The organism is Sorangium sp. So ce448, assembly GCF_051520915.1.
Lineage (GTDB): Bacteria > Myxococcota_A > Polyangia > Polyangiales > Polyangiaceae > Sorangium > Sorangium cellulosum_B.
This window is the reverse complement of the sequence record NZ_CP150343.1, coordinates 5,793,452-5,810,018: the sequence shown is the minus strand read 5'-3', so window position 1 is coordinate 5,810,018 and position 16,567 is coordinate 5,793,452. Positions and strand designations below refer to the sequence as shown.

Here is a 16,567-nt window from a genome sequence, read left to right as displayed (position 1 = left end):
GCGCGCGGGGCGGCTGACGCGGCTCACTGGCAGGCCTCGCAGGCCTCGGGGTTCTCGAGCGCGCAGGCCACGTCCGCGGCCGCCTTCGCCGGCGGCGCGGACACCCAGCCGCCCTCGCCGCGCGGCGCGGCGCCGCCCTCGGGCGTCCGCTCGGGCGCCGCCTCCACGGTCGCCTTGGTGATGCGCGTCGCGGGGCGCGAGCGCAGGTAGTAGGTCGTCTTGAGCCCCTTCTTCCATGCGTGGAAGTACATGCTCGAGAGCTGACCGATGGTGGGGCTCTCGATGAAGAGGTTCAGCGACTGGCTCTGATCGATGAAGGCCCCGCGATCCGCGGCCATGTCGATCAGCGAGCGCATCGGGATCTCCCACGCCGTCCGGTACACGGCGCGGAGCTCCGCGGGCAGCTCGTCCATGCCCTGGACCGAGCCCTCTGCGAGCTTGAGCCGGGCGCGCACCGCGTCGTTCCAGGCGCCGAGCCGCTTCAGCTCCGCGACAAGGTAGCGGTTCATCTGCAGGAAGTCCCCGGAGAGCGTCTCGCGCTTGAAGAGGTTGGACACCTGCGGCTCGATGCACTCGTAGCAGCCCGCGATCGACGCGATGGTGGCGGTCGGCGCGATGGCGACGAGCAGCGAGTTCCTGAGCCCCTCGGCCTGGACGCGCGCGCGGAGCGCCTCCCAGCGGGCCGTGTCCTCCGGGACGGCGTTCCACGCGTCGAACTGGAGCTCTCCGCGCGCGGCGCGCGTCTCGTCGAACGCCGGGTGCCGCCCCTTCTCCGCCGCGAGGTCCGCGGACGTCGAGAGCGCGTGGTAATACACCTCCTCCGAGATCCGCCTGGAGAGCTCCCGCGCCGCCGGGGCGTCGAAGGGCAGGCGCATCTGGAAGAACACGTCCTGCAGGCCCATGAGCCCGAGCCCGACGGGCCGCCAACGGAGGTTCGATCGCCTCGTCGAGGGGATGGGGTAGTAGTTGAGGTCGATGACGCGGTCGAGCTGGCGGACCGCGGTCCCCACCGTGCGCGCGAGCTTCTCGAAGTCGAACGCGACCGCGCCGTCCGCCAGCGTGAGCGTGTGGCGAGTGAGGTTGATCGAGCCCAGGTTGCAGACGGCCGATTCCTCGTTCGAGGTCACCTCCAGGATCTCGGTGCAGAGGTTCGAGAGGTGGACGATCCGGCCCGGCAGCGCCGTCTGGTTGCAGGCGCGGTTCGACTTGTCCTTGAACGTCATCCAGCCATTGCCGGTCTGCGCGAGCGTGCGCATCATCCGCGCGTAGAGCTCGCGGGCCTTCATCGTCTTCTTGGCGATGCCCGCCCGCTCGGCCTCGACGTACCGACGATCGAACTCCTCACCGTAGAGATCGGGGAGATCGCGCGCGTCCTTCGGGTCGAACAGGCTCCATTCGCCGTCGGCCTCGACCCGCTTCATGAAGAGGTCCGGGACCCAGCTCGCGAGGTTCAGGTTGTGCGTGCGCGCGGCCTCGTCGCCCGTGTTGTCCCGCAGCGAGAGGAACTCCTCGACGTCGGCGTGCCACGGCTCGAGGTAGACGCAGCAGGCGCCCTTGCGCTTGCCGCCCTGGTTCACGGCCGCGACGGACGCGTCGAGCGTCTTGAGCCAAGGCACGATCCCGCTGGAGTGCCCGTTGGTGCTCTCGATGAGCGAGCCGCGCGAGCGCACCCGGTGGTAGGCGAGCCCGATGCCGCCCGAGAACTTCGAGAGCATCGCGACGTCGGTGTAGCGCTGGTAGATCGTCTCGAGGTGATCGTCCGGCGAGTCGAGCAGAAAGCAGCTCGAGAGCTGCTCGTGGCTCGTCCCGGAGTTGAACATCGTCGGTGAGCTCGGCAGGTAATCGAGCGACGAGAAGAGCCGGTAGAGCTCGATCGCCTGCGCCGCCGTCTCGGAGAGGGCGCACGCGATGCGCAGGAAGAACTGCTGCGGCGTCTCGATGACGAGGCGCGTCTCGGGGTGCTTCAGCAGGTAGCGGTCGTAGAGGGTCCGCAGGCCGAAGTACTCGAGCTCGTGATCCCGCCTGGGCTCGATGGCGTCGTTCAGCTTGCGCGCGTTCTGCGCCACGAAGCCGTGGAGCCGATCGTTGATGAGGCCCAGCCGCCGCCCCACGGCGATGGACTGCGAGAAGGCGTGGATCTCCTGATTGCGGACTTCCTTGTCGATGTACGTGGCGAGCAGGCGCGCCGCGAGCTTCGCGTACTGGGGCTCATCGGCGATGAGCGACGCCGCCGTCTGGATGGAGAGCTGATCGAGCTCGCGCGTCGTCGCGCCGTCGTAGAGGCCGCTGATGGTCTTTGTCGCGACGCGGAGCGCGTCCACGTCGGACAGGGCCGCGCAGGAGCGGCTCACCGCCCGGACGATCTTGTTGACGTCCACGGGCTCGCTCGACCCGTTCCTCTTCTTCACCCGCATCGTCGTGTGCGGGAGCGTCTCTTCCGGCGCGCCGCCGCTCATGGAGGGCGCGTGGGGTGCGTGGAGCGCGCGCAACGGCGCCGCGCCGTTGCTCTTCACCAACGGTTCGTTCAGCATGGCATCCTCCTCGTGCTCGTTCCGAGCGGTCCCGGACCGCTCGCGTCGATGCCGCGAGAGCGAAGAGGCCAGCCGATGCGCACGGGTGCGCCAGGCTCTTTTGAGGAGCCCTCGGACCGACCGCTCGCCCCCGCGGGCGAAAGGAAGACAGCGCGGGAGGGGGTCGGAACCGGGACAAGCGCGAGAGTCTGCGCCAGCTCGGACCTACCCGCCTCCCTCGAGGCTTCCAGGTCAAACCGGCGCCGGATGTCTCCCCAGCGCAGGATGTTGGCAGGTCTTCGGGCTCACGAGCGCTCCGGCTCTCGCCGGATTCCTACGGTCCACCGCTTCCCAGCCCGGGGGCCAGTGCGCGTCGTGGAGATCGTTCTCGCTTACCGCTGCGGGGCAGCCCCGGATTCACACCGGGTTCCCTTTTGAGCCCCGGGCCGAAGCCCGAGGCACCAACACGGGCACTACATATGGTGGTGCAGTGAGCCGGTCAAGCGAGATGTTGTGGGGGGAGCTCCGTTGCTCGGTTGCATGCGTGGTCGCGTGGTCGACGCTGGCGGTGCGCGCAGCGACGGGCCACAACCCGGGCCTATGCCGCTCAGCGAAGCGCGTCCGGCCGATCCGCTCGACGACCTCGTCGCGCTCCTGCGCGGCAAGCGGATCGTGGCGCTGACGGGCGCGGGGTGCAGCACCGAGTCCGGAATCCCCGATTATCGAGGGCCCGAGACGCGGCGCCGCGCGCGGAACCCGATCCAGGGGCGGGAGTTCTGCCGCTCGGCCGAGATCCGGCAGCGCTACTGGGCGCGCGCCGTGATCGGCTGGGAGCGGTTCTCCAGGGCCGAGCCGAACCCCGCCCACCGCGCCCTCGCGCGGCTGGAGCAGGCGGGGCAGCTCGATGGCCTCATCACGCAGAACGTCGACGGCCTCCACCAGGCCGCGGGCAGCCGCCGCGTCATCGAGCTGCACGGGACGCTCTCCGAGGTCGCCTGCCTCGCGTGCGGCGCGATGGAGCGGCGCGCCGTCCTCCAGGAGCGGCTCCTCGCGCAGAACCCCGGCTGGCTGCGCCTCGCGGCCGACGTCGCCCCCGACGGCGACGCCGACCTGCCCGCCGAGCAGGTGGCGGGCTTCCATGCGCCGCCGTGCCTCCGCTGCGAGGGGCCGCTCAAGCCGCGCGTCGTCTTCTTCGGCGAGAACGTGGCCCGGCCGATCGTCGACGCGGCGTTCGCGCTCGTGGACGCGGCGGACGCGCTCCTCGTCGTCGGCTCGTCGCTGGCGGTCTTCTCGGGCTACCGCTTCGTGCTGCGCGCCGCGCAGCGAGGCATCCCGATCGCCATGATCAACCTCGGCTCCGCGCGCGGCGAGGAGCTCGGCGCGCTGAAGATCGAGGCCCGCGCCGGCGAGGTGCTGCCGCGCCTCGCCGAGGCGCTCGGCGCCGGCGCGACCCCGGCGCCGCGCTGAGGCGCCGAGCGCCGGCGCACGCGCGGCGCGGGCATCACCCGCGCCGGTACATCACGTCGCTGCGGAGGACGTACTTGCTCCCCCGTGTCACGGCGGCGCCGCGGTGGAGCCGGCGGTGCTCGAACAGGAGCGCCATCCCGCGCCGCGGGGCGATGCTCCGGCCGCCCCAGAAATCGGTCGTGCCGCCCTCGAAGTCGTCGTTCAGGTAGACCATCGCGGTGAACAGGCTCCGCTCGCCGTCGGATCGCACGAACGAGCCGTCGCCGTGCCAGTTGAAATATTCGCCCTTGGTGTAGCGATAGTAGCGGAAGCGCTCGTTCAGCCCGACGGCGCGGTGGAGGCCGAAGCTCGGCGGCATCCAGGGCGCGAGCCGCTCCCAGAGGCTCGCGGCGAGGTCCGGATCGTCGATCATGACGCGGCCGTTCCTGCGCACGTCGAGGTTGATCACCTCGCCGCCCCCGATCGGCGCCTGCTCGAAGCCTCGCGCCTCGGCGAGCGCGATGAAGCCCTCGCACTCCTCGGGCGACAGGACGTTCGTCACCGTGAAGATGCGGAGATCGTCGGTGTAGTCGGTGCACTTGGCGGTCCGTTCGGCGTGCAGGGTGCTCATGCGGGAAGCGTGGGTCCGGGCGGACCGGATCCGGAAGGGCGGGACCCGGGCAGGACCGGGCAGGACCGGGCAGCGCGGTGGACAGGAGAGCGCCGCATCGCCGATGATCGAGCGCTCGCACCGATGGCACGGGTCTCCAGGGCGGGCCGCAGCGCGGAGCCCGCGGTCCGCTTCAACCACACGCTCCTCCAGCGGGCGCGGCTCGATCTCGACCTGACGCAGGAGCAGGTCGCCGCGTCGATCGGCGTCGACGTGCGGACCTACCGCCGCTACGAGTCGGGCGCCGTCAACGATCCGCGGCTCGGCTTCTCGGTCCGGAGCCCGTCCCGGCGGCGCATCATCGAGCGGCTCGGCGCCGAGCTCGGCCTCGCCGAGGCGGAGCTGCTCGTCGTCGAGGCCGAGGCCGCGCCGGCGGCGGATCCCGCCGCAGAGGAAGCGGGTGCAGCGAGCCAGGCCGCGGAGGCGCCCGACGAGGCGGGGAGGGCGCTCGCGGGGGCGGAGAGGGCGCTCGCGGGGGAGGAGAGGGCGCTCGACGAGGAGGCAGGGGAGAAGGCGCCGGCGGGCGCGCCCGCGCCGTCGCAGGGAGCCGCCCCGGCGTGGCGCCCGCTGCACGCGCACACGCTCCAGCGAGCGCGGCACTTCGTCGGGCGCGCCGAGATCGTCGATCGGCTCGCCGCGTGGGCCGACGGCTCGCCGCCGTCCCCCCGGGTGATCGCGCTCCTCGGCGTCGGCGGGGCGGGCAAGACCGCGATCGCCGAGCGCTTCCTCCAGGGGCTCGGCGACGCCCCGCGGCCCGGCGGAGTGCTCGTCTGGAGCTTCTACGACGACCCCAGGACCGAGGCGTTCCTCGACCAGGCGGCGGCCTACTTCGCGCCGGGCGCGGGCGCCTCGGGCCCGGCGGCGCCGCGGCCTCAGGCGGCGCCCGGAGAGCAGCTCGCGCGGCTGAAGGAGGCGCTGGGCCAGGGGCCGCCGCACCTGCTCGTGCTCGACGGGATCGAGACCGTGCAGGCCGAGGGGGGCGCAGGGCGCGCGCACGGCGAGCTCCACGACGCGCTCCTCCGGCGGCTGCTCTGCGCGATCGCGTCCGGGCTCGGCGGCGCGCGGGCGCTCGTCACGTCGCGCTTCGAGCTCGCGGATCTGTCCGCCTGGGCCGAGGGCGGGCTCGCGACGATCCGGCCCGAGCCGCTCTGCGAGGGCGACGCCGCGTCGCTCCTGCGCCGCTGGGGCATCCGCGGCGACGACGGTGCCCTCGGCGCGCTGTTCGAGGCGACGGGCGGCCACGCGCTCTCGGTCGCCGTCCTCGGCTCCTACGTGGGCGCGTTCCTCGGCGGCGACGCGGGCCGCCTCTCCGCGGCGCAGGCGGCGCACCTCGCCGAGGCCGAGCAGGACGATGTCCTCGCCCGCCGCCTGAGCTCGGTGCTGTCGGCCTATGCGCGCGCGCTGCCGCCGGGCGAGCGGGACCTGCTCGCGCGCCTCTCGGTGTTCCCCGGCGGCGCGGGCGAGGAGGCGCTGCTCCAGCTGATCCGGGCCGGCGGCGAGATCGCCGGCGCCATGGCGGGGTGGGGCGCCGCGGAGCTCGCGCGCGGGCTCGCCCGGCTGGAGCGGCTGGGGCTCGTGTTCGCGGCGCGCCCGGGCGAGCGTTGCTACTCGACGCACCCCTTCGTGCGGCAGCACTTCAAGTCGCTGCTCGGCGTGCCGCCGGAGCGCGTCCACGCCGCGGGGAGCGCCGCGCCGCCGCCGCGCCTCGACGAGGCGCCACGCCGGCCGCCGCGGGAACGCGAGGCCGTCGACGCGTTCGAGGCCATCCTCGGCGAGCTGCTCGGCGCCGGGCGGGCGGGCGAGGCGTACGACATCTACGCGCTCGCCCTCGGCGGCTTCGCGCACCTCGGGCTCAAGCTCGGCGACATGGCCCGCGGCGCCCGCATCCTGCGCGCGTTCGCCGGCGGCGACGACCCCCGCGGCATGCCGGCCTCGCTGCCCGCGCGGGTGCGCGCGTCGCTCGCGTACGACGCGGGGCTCTACGCGGGCGCGCTCGGGGATCTCGCGTTCGCCTGCGCCTGCTACGAGGCGCACAACGAGATCGCCGGGGCGCTCGCCGACCCGGCCCCGATCGCGACCGGGCTGCGCACGCTCGCGTACACCGAGCGGCTGCGGGGCGACCTGACCGGCGCGCGCCGCCTGCTCGAGCGGTCGGCCGAGATCGCCGGCGGCGCCGCGGGGGGCGCCCGTCGCGCCGCGGACCAGGTCCACGCCGTGCGCGCGCTGGCGCTGCTCGCCGCGGTGCTTCACGACCTCGGCGAGGTCGACGCGGCGGCCGAGCGCTTCGCGCGCCTGCGGGCGCTGGGCGACGCGCCGGTGGCGCGCCGCGCGCTCTGGGAGGCGGAGCACGCGCTCGCGCTCGGGCGCCGCGACGAGGCGCGCGAGGCCACGGAGCGGAACATCGCCGAGTGCAGGCGGAGGGGCTGGGAGGGGCACGTCGCGCACGGCCACACGCTGCTCGGCCTCGCGCTGCTGGACGGAGGCGGCGGCGGCGGCGGCGACGTCGCGTCGGCCGAGGCGCACCTCGTCGAGGCGCGCCGCTGGGCTGCCGCGACGGGCGAGGTGGAGGTCGCGCTGCGGTGCCACGAGCTCGCGGCGTGGATCGCGCTCGCCGCTGGCCGGCTCGACGACGGCGCGCGGCAGGCGCTGGAGGGGCTGCATGTCGCCGAGGCGTGCGGGTTCGGCCCGTTCCGCGCCCGGCTCGCGGTCGTCGCCGCGCGGTGCGCGCTGGCCCGCGGCGCGGGGGCGACGGCGTCGGCAACGGCGCTCGCCGACTCGTCGGTGGCGTGGGCGGGGGAGGACGCATGGGCGCGGGCGGACGCGCTGCACTGGGCGGGCGTGGCGCGCGCGGCGGCGGCGCGCGGCGAGGAGCGCGCCCGAGGGCGGGAGCTGCTCGCCGAGGCGGCGGCGCTGCGGGCGCGCCTGCGCCACCCCGGGGCCGAAGCGTCGCGGGAGGCGCTCGCGCGGCTAGGCGGGTGAGGGCCGGGCGCGCGGCGGCAGCCGCAGCAGGATGTCCGTCGTCTCGGCACTCTGCTTGAGCCCGGCGAGGCGCTGCTCGATGTCGCGCTTCAGCACGGCCGCCATCACCGGCTCCAGCACCGGGGCGAGGGCCTGCGGGCGCGCGGTGAAGTTGTAGCGGAAGGTGACGCGGGTCCGCCGCGGCGACAGCGCCTTGAAGAGCCATGCGCCAGAGAACTGGCGGAAGATCCGTGGCCCATCGACCATGGTGATGGCCACCTGCTCCGGCGGGTTCAGGGTGATGTAACGGGCCTCCATGGACAGCCCGTTCTTCGCCCGCACCCACACCCGCACGCCGACGGCGGGCTCGGTCGCGCCGTCGCTGTAGCGCATCTCGCGGAGGAACGGGTCCCACTGGAGCCGGAGATCGTAGTCCTGGGACAGCGCGAAGAGCTCGTCGCAGGCGGCGTCGATCTCGGCGGTGCTCTGGATCGTGGGCATGGCGCTGAGGATGATAGGGCCGAGGGGATCGCCATGGCGAAAGGACAGTCGCGATGGCGTTTCGGGTGCTGGGCTATGCGGCGGAGGTCAGCTGCGCGGTCCCGAGGAGGGGCTCGCGTGTGGGGCGGAGCCCAGAGGAAACAAGACTGGCCCTGAAATGAGCGAGGGCGAGCGCTGAGTTTCGCCCTCGCTCATTTCAGGGCTACGCCGCGAGCGCGAGCTCCGACAGCGCTGCGAGCTCTGCGCTCGGCGTCAGCCACCGCGAGGCCGCCGAGATGACGCCTCCGATCAGGCTGGCGGCCTTCGGCTTCGGCGGGCCTCCGCCAGGATCCTGGACGATGTGGCTGTCCCGAAGGACTTCGCGGAGAGAGTCCTCGATGAAGGCGCTCATCATCTGCGGCTCTGTCGTCAGGAGCTTGACGATCTGCTTCATCCCCTCGATGTGGTTGCGGACCTCCCAGGAGACGACCGAAGGCCGGTGCGCTCCGATATCCGCAGCCCAGCGAGCCCGCTCGCCGTGTACGCTGGCGTCCTCACCTGCATAGAATGCGGCCAGGAACGCAGCAAGGGACGCCGTCATGAAGCCCAGGTAGACGACGCCATCCGTCGGCTCTCGGTTCAGGTCCTGGTAGGTCTTCTCCAGCTCGGCCTCGGCCTCCTCGCGCGCCATCGCGGAGCCGGGGTGAGCGATGGACAGGGCGGTCACGAGGAGCATGTGAGCCCGAAGAACCGGGTTGTCCGGACACAGCCTGAGTGCCCGGCGCAAGGCCCGGCCGAGATCGTCGATACGGCGCTCGTCGAGCGCTGCCATGGCATCGATGAGATGAAACGTCGACTCGCCGGGGAAGCGCTGGAGGAGCGTCTCGATCTCGGCGCGCGCGCGCGGCCGGTCGGGTTCGGCGATCTCCTCCCACCGGAACCGGGACGAGACCAGAACGGGCGCACGCTTCAGGAGCTCCGTGAGATCCTGCCGCGCGGCGAAGTACAGACGGTCGAGCCGATCCCGGTGCGCGTCTGCGACCTCCTGCGGCACGGCCGCGCTGGCCTCTTCCACCGCGCGGAAGGCTCGCGCTGCCTCCACGACATCGAAGCCCATGACCAGGCACGCGCACCGTTCGACCGCTGCTCTGAGACGGGTCTCCGGCGCGACATCCTCCAGGAGCGAGAGCGCGCGTGCTTCGATGTCGGCTGCCTCGTGAAACAACACGGCTGCCTCGAAGCGGCTCTCCTCGTCTCCGTAGGCCAACAGCGAATTGGCCCTGAGCTTCCGCTTTCCCCCGGAGGCCAGCGAGGCGAGATACTCGTCGTGCATGTTCATGGCTTCACCTGGTACAGCTCACTGACCCGTGGATCTGCGCACCAGAGAGAGAGGTGGGCCTCGGCGATGTCTTTTCTGGCAATCAGCCGGGGGCCCTTCTCCAGCCGGACCGCACGGAGCGCCGAAAGGCCGCCTGACGACCGCCCCGCGACCTCGACGCCACGGAGCGCCCCTGGGGTCGCATCGAGCACAAAGTCCGGCGCCTCGTCTCGGCACATCGTGATCACTCGCCTCCCTGGCATCAGCGCCGAGATGGCGACGAGCGCGAGCCCATAGGCCGCGTTCTCCGTGACGCGCTCGCGATCGACGGTGCGGCCGGAGCGTAACCGCGCGACCTTCGCGCGCAGATCGGCGTCGTGTCTCTCCAGGGCTTCCATATTCCAGACGAGCGCGACCTCCATGGATCTGGGCTCTGCGCCGCTCGGGCGGGCGACGTCCATCTGGAACACGAACGGCTGCGGGGGCGGCGGATCGTCGCGGCAGGGCAACCAGGCGATCACGTGCGGGATCGTGTCGATCACGAAGTCGTGATCCTGGTGCTCGTAGAGGGTCTCTAGAGCGTAAGTAGGCCGCTCGATTCTAGCACCGGGCATGCCAAGCACGGCAACAGCCTAACACAGCGGCGCGCGCCTCACACGCTGGGCAATGCGCCGGTGGACGCCTCCTGGCTGCGCTCGAAGGCTCAGCGTTGCCCAGGCATTCCCAGAGGACTGAACGCGCTCATCGACTGGGATCGAGCTGGCTGGAGCGGCGCCGCCTCCGACCGGAGCAGCGCCGGCCTGCAGCCCCAGGACCGCGCGTCGGCAGCGGCGGCGGCGGGCTGCACGGTGGCTGCGTGGTGATCGAGGCGTATCGGGAGCAGGATGCGCGGCAGTCGGCGCTGCGGGCCACGAAGCCGAAGTGAGCTGGCGGGGGCCTCCGTGACGACCCACCGGCCAGACGAGGGGCACGGGCGCCGTTTTCTCCTGGAGGAGCCCGCGTGGCATACTCGGCTGCACCATGAACGAGCCGGCGCGCAGGATCGTCTGGACCTACGCCGAGTATCTCGCGCAGGAGCGGGCGAGCCCGACGAAGCACGAGTTCCTGAACGGTGAGATATTCGCCATGGCAGGCGGAACGCCGGAGCATGCGCGCCGGTGCGCGAGCGTCGGCGCCGAGCTCTGGGCCCACCTCCGCGGGCGGCCCTGCGCGGTCTACTCCTCCCATCTGCGCGTCCGCGTGCAGGCGACCGGGCTCTCCACCTACCCCGACGTCAGCGTCGTCTGCGGGAGGCTCGAGCGCGACCTCGAGGACGAAGACGCAGCGCTCAACCCGATCGTCCTGGTCGAGGTCCTCTCCGAGAGCTCGGAGGCCTACGACCGTGGGCAGAAGTTCGCCCACTACCGGCGCATTCCCTCGCTCCGGGAGTACGTGCTCGTGTCGCAGCGCGAGCAGCGCATCGAGGTGTTCCACCGCAACGACGACGGCTCGTGGACGCTCCGGGAGGCCCACGCGGGAGAGGGCGCGCGCCTGGAGACGATCGGGTGCGCTCTGTCGGTCGACGAGGTGTACCGCGATCCGCTGGCCCAGGCCGCGCCGGAGGTGGAGGGGTGACGCCGGTACCGGTGATGGGCTCCCCTCGATCGGCTGGGTGAGCGGCCTGCGCTGAACGGCGTCGCGCGGCGGGCCGCGGTCGCGGGCGGCGTCGAGGACCGTACCCCCGCAGCGGGCGCGGGGCCGGCCGGAGGGCAGCCCGCGTCCTGGAGCGGGGAGCCACGGCGCTCGATCCAGAAACGTGCGGGTGGCTGTAACGCCCGGGCCTCCTCGCGGGATGAGCCGGTGGACCCGACGAAAGGACCCTCATGCCCGCGCCCTTGGCCCTCCGAACCTCGCCACGTACGATGCCTCACATGGCTGCGCCGCTGCCCGCGATGGTCGACCTCCGGCTGGATCCGGGGGGCGACGTGATCCTGAGCTGGACCGAGGCGCCTGGCGCCGGCAACAAGGTCCTCCGCCGCGACGAGATCGCGCGCCTCCAGCGCCTGGCCGACGCGGTGAACGTCGCGGAGAGCGCGGGGCAGAGCGCCGCGATCGACAGCACCCGCGGCGCGCTGAGCGCCGCCCTCTTCGAGCTGCTCGACGGCCCCGAGCGCGCCCTCGCGCAGCGCATCGCGACGGCGGAGGCCCGGCGCCGCCGGCTCGACCTCGTCGTACGCGCCCGGAGCGACGACCGCCGCGCGCTGCGCTCGCACCCGGCAACGTGGATGCGGTGGGAGCTCCTGCCCGTCGCGGAGACGCGCCGCCGTGGCGCGCCGCCGCTCACGGTCGTGCTGCAGCTCGGGCCCCAGGACCTCGCGGCGCCGCGCGTGCTGGACAGCGGCGGCCTGCGCATCCTGTTCATGGCGTTCTCTCCGCACGACGCGCGGCCCGAGCTCGATTTCGAGCGGGAAGAAGAGGAGCTGCTCGCCGCGATCGCGCCCTTGGCCGAGCGCCGCCGCGCCCGCCTTCGCGTCGTCGAGGAGGGCACGCTGGAGGATCTCCACGCCGCGCTGCTCGTCGGGCCCTTCGACGTCGTGCACCTGAGCGGCCACGGGGTGCTGACGCCCGACGGACCGCAGCTCGTCATGGAGGACGCGTTCGGCGGCAAGCGCCTCGTCTCGCCGGTGGAGCTCATCGACGTGCTGGAGCGGGCGAAGGTCATGCCGGAGCTCGTGATGGTGTCGTGTTGCCACAGCGCCGAGGTCCGCGGATCGGTCGCGAGCTTCGCGGCGGAGCTCGTGGCCGCGGGCGTGCCCAACGTCCTCGGCTGGACGCGTCCGGTCCGCGACGATATCGCCACGCTGGCGGCGTCGGCCGTGTACGAGCAGCTCGGCACCGGCAAGATCCCGGTCGAGGCGGCGCACATGGCGCGGGAGCGGATGCGGCGCGCCGAGGAGCGCGCGTCCGCGCCGTCCCATGGCTCGGCGACGCTGCACCTCGTCAGCGGATCGGCGGCTGGATTCCGCGTCGACGATGACGCCGAGCCGCTCAGCGAGCTCGTCGATCGCGATGAGATCTACAGGTTCCTGGGCAGCCGCATGCGCGTGCTCAAGACGGGCTTCGTGGGCCGGCGGCGCCTCGTGCAGCAGCTGCTCCGCGTCCTCCAGCGGGGGCAAGACGTGCAGCAGGGCAGGACGCGCGACGTGGCTGGCGCGTGCGTCTTCGGGATGAAGGGCGTGGGCAAGTCGTGCGCTGTGGGCCGGACGATCGAGCGCGCCAAGCAGCACACGCCGGAGCTCGTCGTGGTGGTCCTGCACGGCGCGATCGACGAGCGCGGTGTGCTCGAGGCGTTCGATCAGGCCGTCAAGGCTGGCGGCGCGGATCAGAACGCCGAGGCGATCCTCGCTCGCGCCGAGGAGCGCGTGTTTCAGCGCGTGCGACGCCTGATGGATCACTGGCGCGCACGGCGTGTGGTCATCGTGCTCGATGACTTCGAGCAGAACGTCGAGCGGAGCACGGGCGGCCCCGGACTCGTCGAGCCCGAGGCGGCCGCGCTGCTCGAGGCGCTCCTGCCCGCCTGCACCCTCGGCAAGCCGAAGCTCTTGATCACGTCGACGGCCGAGTTCCTGGTCCCGGGGGCGAACGCCCGGGCGCTCGCCTTCGTGCCGCTCGGTGTGCTCGACGGCGCGGCCGTGAGAAAGCTCTGGATGCGCGGGCAGGCGTCGAACGAGCTCGCGAACGTCTCGCTCAAGAGCTGGCACGACCTTGCCGAGCGGCTGGGTCGCAACGCGCGTGTCCTCACGTGGGCGCGCGCGTTGCTCGCGGGTCTGCGTGACGAGGAGCTCGCCGCCGTCGCTGCCAGCGCGTCGGAGGCGCTCCCGGTCTGGGCGCCGGGCGACGAGGCGAGCGAGGAGGAGCACGCCAGGCTCGCGCGGTTGTTCTTGCGCACCATGGCCTACGAGCAGGCCCGCGCGGCCTTCGGTGAGCCGGCGCTCGCGTTCGTGAAGCGGGCGCGCGTCTTCGACGCCGCGGTACCGAGGGAAGCCTTCGCGGCGCTCGCCGAGGGGCTCGCTGTCGATCTCGACCGCGACCTGGACGTGCTGGCGAGCTGGGGGCTGCTGGAGGTGGGTGAGCTCGACGGTGCGCGGGCGTACCGGGTGAGCCCGCTCGTCGAGCCGCGGTTCGATGTGGCCGACGCGGCACGGTGGCACGAAGCGGCGGCCGAGGCCTGGGAGGCGCTGGCCGGGAAGGCGACGTCTGGCGCGGTGTGGATCGAGCGTGCCGAGGCGGCGTGGGAGCATGCGCTGCGGGGCGGGCATGTCGCGCGCGCGGAGCGCCTCGCGCGCCGCATCGACGCAGCGCTCCACCGTGCGGGTCTCTACAGCCACAACCTGCGGCTGGCCGAGCGCCATGTGAAGGGGCTGCCGGAGTCGCCGTTCGGGCATCAGTGGCTCGGCTACGCCGAGTTCATGTCGGGGCGGGCTCCGGCTCGCGCCGTGGAGCGCATCCGGCAAGCCCATGCGCTACTCGTAGGCGCGCACGGCACGGAGGATCATGTCGAGGTGGCCGCGTCGCTGCACTCGTTGGGCGCCGTGCTGAGGGCGCAGGGCGACCTTGAGGGAGCGCGAAAGGCGCTGGAGCGTTCGCGGGCGATCCTGGTCAAGATGAACGGCACGGAGGAGCACCCTGAGGTAGCAGCGTCGCTGAACTCGCTGGGCGGCGTGCTGATGGCGCAGGGCGATCTTGGAGGAGCGCGAAAGGCGCTGGAGCGCTCGCTGGCGATCGATACCAAGATGCACGGCACGGAGGAGCACCCCTCCGTGGCCGCGTCGCTGCAAGCGCTGGGTGGCGTGCTGAGGGCGCAGGGCGACCTTGAGGGAGCGCGAAAGGCGCTCGAGCGCTCCCGGGTGATTCTGGCCGAGGTGCACGGCACGGAGGAGCACCCCTCCGTGGCCACATCGCTGCAAGCGCTGGGTGGCGTGCTGAGGGCGCAGGGCGACCTTGAGGGAGCGCGAAAGGCGCTCGAGCGCTCCCGGGTGATTCTGGCCGAGGTGCATGGCACGGAGGAGCACCCCGAGGTGGCCGCGTCGCTGCACGAGCTAGGCTGCGTGCTGAGGGCGCAGGGCGACCTTGAGGGAGCGCGAGACGCACTTGTGCGCTCGCTGGCGATCAAGCTCAAGGTGTACGGCACGGAGGAGCACCGCTTTGTGGCCGCGTCGCTGCACGAGCTGGGCTGCGTGCTGATGTTGCAGGGCGACCTTGAGGGAGCGCGAAAGGCGCTGGATCTCTCGCTGGAGATCAAGGCTCAAGTGTACGGCACCGAGGAGCATCCCGATGTGGCCGCGTCACTGCAAGCGCTGGGCGGCGTGCTGACGGCGCAGGGCGAGCTTGAGAGAGGGCGAAACCTGCTGGAGCGCTCACTGGCGATCCTGGCCAAGGTGCACGGCACCGAGGAGCACCTCGATGTGGCCGCGTCGCTGTACGCGCTGGGTGGCGTGCTGAGGGCGCAGGGCGACCTTGAGGGAGCGCGAAAGGCGCTGGAGTGCTCGCTGGCGATCAAGTTCAAACTGCACCGTACGGAGGACCACCCCTCCGTGGCCACGTCGCTGCACGCGCTAGGCGGCGTGCTGGAGGCGGAGGGAGAGATCGAGCAAGCAGCGGGGCACTATCGCCGCGTCCTGGCGATCGAGAATAAGTGCTTTGGTACGCTCGACCAGTTCCACTCGGCCGAGACCGAGGTGGCGCTCGCCAAAGTGCTTTTCCGCCTCGGTCGGGAGGATGAGGCCCGCGATCTCCTCCGACACGCCCTGCAGATCCTCGCCGAGCAGGTACCGGGCCACCCCATCCTGCAGCAGTTCAGCGCCCGGATGCAGGACCAGCCAGGCTAACCTCCTTCCACCCCACCCGTGCCCCTCGCCGACTTCCTCTCTCGCGCCGCCATGCTCTCGGCTCCTCCCGACGTGACCGATCTCGCCCCGATCCGCGCGCGCCTCTTCGGGCGCCTGCGCGCCTCGGGCTGGGCGCCCTCCGGCGACCTGCGCGGCCGTCCGCCGAGCCTCGCCGACAGCGACGAGGCCCTGCTCGCCGCCTTCGTCCGGGGCGACGCCGCGGCCTTCGACGCCCTCTTCGATCGCCACGCCGAGCTGCTCAACGGCTGCGCGCGACGACAGCTGCGGCTCCAGCCCGCCGACGCCGCCGACGCCGTGCAGGAAGCCTTCCTCGTCCTCTTTCGGAAGGCAGAGACCGTGCTCGCCCACGAGTCCGTGAACGTCCGCGGCTTCCTCTTTGTCACCTTGCGCAACAAGGCGGTGCACCTCCTCGCCGCCCGCTCGCGCGAGGCAGCCGCCGGCCCGACAGGCGACGACGAGCCCTCCCTCGACGAGGGCGGCCTCACCGAGCTGCTCCGGCGAGAAGCCGCGGAGAGGCTCGCCCTCCTCCTGGAGCGCGCCTGCAACCCGCTCGAGCAGGAGGTCGTCTGCATGGACATCGATGGCCACAGCGGCCCCGAGATCGCAGGCGCTCTCGGCATCACCCCGGACCACGTGCGCGTGCTCCGCCACCGCGCCCTCCGCAAGCTGCGCGACGCGCTCGCCGAGGAGGGGCCGTCATGACCACGTCTCCCTATCCGGCGCCGCCCGCCTGCACCGAGCCGCTGCTCGGCGCCCAGGCGACCCAGGCCCTCGGCTCGCCCCCACCGGCCGCCGTCGCCGCGCACCTCGCGGTCTGCTCCGCCTGCCGCCTCCAGCGCGCCGCCTTCGCCGGCCTCGACGCCCACGCCGTCCCGCCCTCGCCAGCTCTCCGCGCTCACCTGCGCCGGCTCGCGCTGCGCCGGCTCCCTGCGCCGTAGCGCCACCCGCTGCTCATCTCGGATGCCGGACGGCGCGCCAGCGGAGGCGACACGGACGATTCCGCCTCAGCAGCCTCGTACCGGCCGACGCTACGCATGTCCGATGGTAGGCCGCAGGGCCTGCCGCGTGACACTACGTGTGTCCCGCCGTTTACAGATCGGTCTGCGAAATGACACTACGTGTGTCCAACTGTTTACAGATCGGCCTGCGAAATGACACTACGTGACCCCATCCACACCCGCCCCGGGGTCCGCGGCCACGGGTTGCGCCTCTCCTCGCAGCCCCATCCCCCTTGCATCGAGATCCTGCGCTCCTCCGAGCACACATCCGGCGGCGCTGTGACCTACCGTCGCGCTCG

Annotated in this window: 12 protein-coding genes and 1 riboswitch; of the genes, 7 read left to right on the top strand and 5 right to left on the bottom strand. The window is 72.5% G+C overall.

What is annotated here, in order from left to right; translation table 11 throughout:
- Positions 1-23: 23 nt before the first annotated feature.
- Positions 24-2,456 carry a ribonucleoside-diphosphate reductase subunit alpha gene (locus WMF45_RS21900; protein ID WP_437719562.1) on the bottom strand — a complete coding sequence of 811 codons (2,433 nt, stop codon included), beginning with the start codon at positions 2,454-2,456 and terminating at the stop codon, positions 24-26.
- Positions 2,457-2,783: 327 nt separating this feature from the next.
- Positions 2,784-2,991: riboswitch (cobalamin riboswitch) on the bottom strand.
- Between the two features lie 119 nt (positions 2,992-3,110).
- On the opposite strand from WMF45_RS21900, the gene WMF45_RS21895 reads away from it, so the two are divergent.
- Positions 3,111-3,977 (top strand): NAD-dependent protein deacetylase, encoded by an 867-nt coding sequence (locus WMF45_RS21895; RefSeq protein WP_437718799.1) that lies wholly within the window; start codon positions 3,111-3,113, stop codon positions 3,975-3,977.
- A gap of 34 nt (positions 3,978-4,011) precedes the next feature.
- Here the strand turns inward: WMF45_RS21895 and WMF45_RS21890 are convergent, their stop codons facing one another.
- Positions 4,012-4,587, bottom strand: a complete 576-nt coding sequence (locus WMF45_RS21890) for a prolyl hydroxylase family protein (protein WP_437718798.1) — start codon at positions 4,585-4,587, stop codon at positions 4,012-4,014.
- A gap of 123 nt (positions 4,588-4,710) precedes the next feature.
- Between WMF45_RS21890 and WMF45_RS21885 the strand changes: the two genes are divergently transcribed.
- Positions 4,711-7,605 carry a helix-turn-helix domain-containing protein gene (locus tag WMF45_RS21885; protein ID WP_437718797.1) on the top strand — a complete coding sequence of 965 codons (2,895 nt, stop codon included), beginning with the start codon at positions 4,711-4,713 and terminating at the stop codon, positions 7,603-7,605.
- Here the strand turns inward: WMF45_RS21885 and WMF45_RS21880 are convergent.
- The 3 genes from WMF45_RS21880 to WMF45_RS21870 all read right to left on the bottom strand — a co-directional run bounded on the left by WMF45_RS21880 (position 7,594) and on the right by WMF45_RS21870 (position 9,804).
- Positions 7,594-8,085, bottom strand: coding sequence for a type II toxin-antitoxin system RatA family toxin (locus WMF45_RS21880; protein ID WP_437718796.1), 492 nt, complete (start codon positions 8,083-8,085; stop codon positions 7,594-7,596). The genes WMF45_RS21885 and WMF45_RS21880 overlap by 12 nt on opposite strands.
- A gap of 202 nt (positions 8,086-8,287) precedes the next feature.
- On the bottom strand, positions 8,288-9,403 hold the full coding sequence (locus tag WMF45_RS21875) for a hypothetical protein (protein WP_437718795.1): 1,116 nt from the start codon (positions 9,401-9,403) through the stop codon (positions 8,288-8,290).
- Complete coding sequence (locus WMF45_RS21870; protein WP_437718794.1) at positions 9,400-9,804, bottom strand: hypothetical protein; 405 nt, start codon at positions 9,802-9,804, stop codon at positions 9,400-9,402. Before WMF45_RS21870 ends, WMF45_RS21875 begins: the two co-directional genes overlap by 4 nt.
- Here WMF45_RS21870 and WMF45_RS21865 point away from each other — a divergent pair.
- From WMF45_RS21865 to WMF45_RS21845, 5 genes are all read left to right on the top strand, one after another.
- Positions 9,803-9,934: a hypothetical protein gene (locus WMF45_RS21865; RefSeq protein WP_437718793.1), complete on the top strand. Its 132-nt coding sequence runs from the start codon at positions 9,803-9,805 to the stop codon at positions 9,932-9,934. The two genes, WMF45_RS21870 and WMF45_RS21865, sit on opposite strands and share 2 nt — an antisense overlap.
- A gap of 468 nt (positions 9,935-10,402) precedes the next feature.
- Positions 10,403-10,996, top strand: a complete 594-nt coding sequence (locus WMF45_RS21860) for a Uma2 family endonuclease (protein ID WP_437718792.1) — start codon at positions 10,403-10,405, stop codon at positions 10,994-10,996.
- A gap of 296 nt (positions 10,997-11,292) precedes the next feature.
- Complete coding sequence (locus tag WMF45_RS21855; protein WP_437718791.1) at positions 11,293-15,249, top strand: tetratricopeptide repeat protein; 3,957 nt, start codon at positions 11,293-11,295, stop codon at positions 15,247-15,249.
- Positions 15,250-15,267: 18 nt separating this feature from the next.
- The gene (locus WMF45_RS21850) at positions 15,268-15,972 is read left to right on the top strand and encodes an RNA polymerase sigma factor (protein WP_437718790.1); all 705 of its coding nucleotides are present in this window, start codon (positions 15,268-15,270) and stop codon (positions 15,970-15,972) included.
- Positions 15,969-16,208: a hypothetical protein gene (locus WMF45_RS21845; RefSeq protein WP_437718789.1), complete on the top strand. Its 240-nt coding sequence runs from the start codon at positions 15,969-15,971 to the stop codon at positions 16,206-16,208. The genes WMF45_RS21850 and WMF45_RS21845 overlap by 4 nt, the downstream gene beginning before the upstream one ends.
- The last annotated feature ends 359 nt before the right edge of the window (positions 16,209-16,567 follow it).

Bases quoted from the DNA above. Each gene is read 5' to 3' on its own strand.
- WMF45_RS21845 (WP_437718789.1), top strand. From the start codon at position 15,969: ATGACCACGTCTCCCTATCCGGCGCCGCCCGCCTGCACCGAGCCGCTG.
- WMF45_RS21900 (WP_437719562.1), bottom strand. From the start codon at position 2,456: ATGAGCGGCGGCGCGCCGGAAGAGACGCTCCCGCACACGACGATGCGG.
- WMF45_RS21860 (WP_437718792.1), top strand. From the start codon at position 10,403: ATGAACGAGCCGGCGCGCAGGATCGTCTGGACCTACGCCGAGTATCTC.
- WMF45_RS21875 (WP_437718795.1), bottom strand. From the start codon at position 9,403: ATGAACATGCACGACGAGTATCTCGCCTCGCTGGCCTCCGGGGGAAAG.
- WMF45_RS21865 (WP_437718793.1), top strand. From the start codon at position 9,803: ATGGATCTGGGCTCTGCGCCGCTCGGGCGGGCGACGTCCATCTGGAAC.
- WMF45_RS21885 (WP_437718797.1), top strand. From the start codon at position 4,711: ATGGCACGGGTCTCCAGGGCGGGCCGCAGCGCGGAGCCCGCGGTCCGC.
- WMF45_RS21880 (WP_437718796.1), bottom strand. From the start codon at position 8,085: ATGCCCACGATCCAGAGCACCGCCGAGATCGACGCCGCCTGCGACGAG.
- WMF45_RS21890 (WP_437718798.1), bottom strand. From the start codon at position 4,587: ATGAGCACCCTGCACGCCGAACGGACCGCCAAGTGCACCGACTACACC.
- WMF45_RS21855 (WP_437718791.1), top strand. From the start codon at position 11,293: ATGGCTGCGCCGCTGCCCGCGATGGTCGACCTCCGGCTGGATCCGGGG.
- WMF45_RS21895 (WP_437718799.1), top strand. From the start codon at position 3,111: ATGCCGCTCAGCGAAGCGCGTCCGGCCGATCCGCTCGACGACCTCGTC.
- WMF45_RS21870 (WP_437718794.1), bottom strand. From the start codon at position 9,804: ATGGAGGTCGCGCTCGTCTGGAATATGGAAGCCCTGGAGAGACACGAC.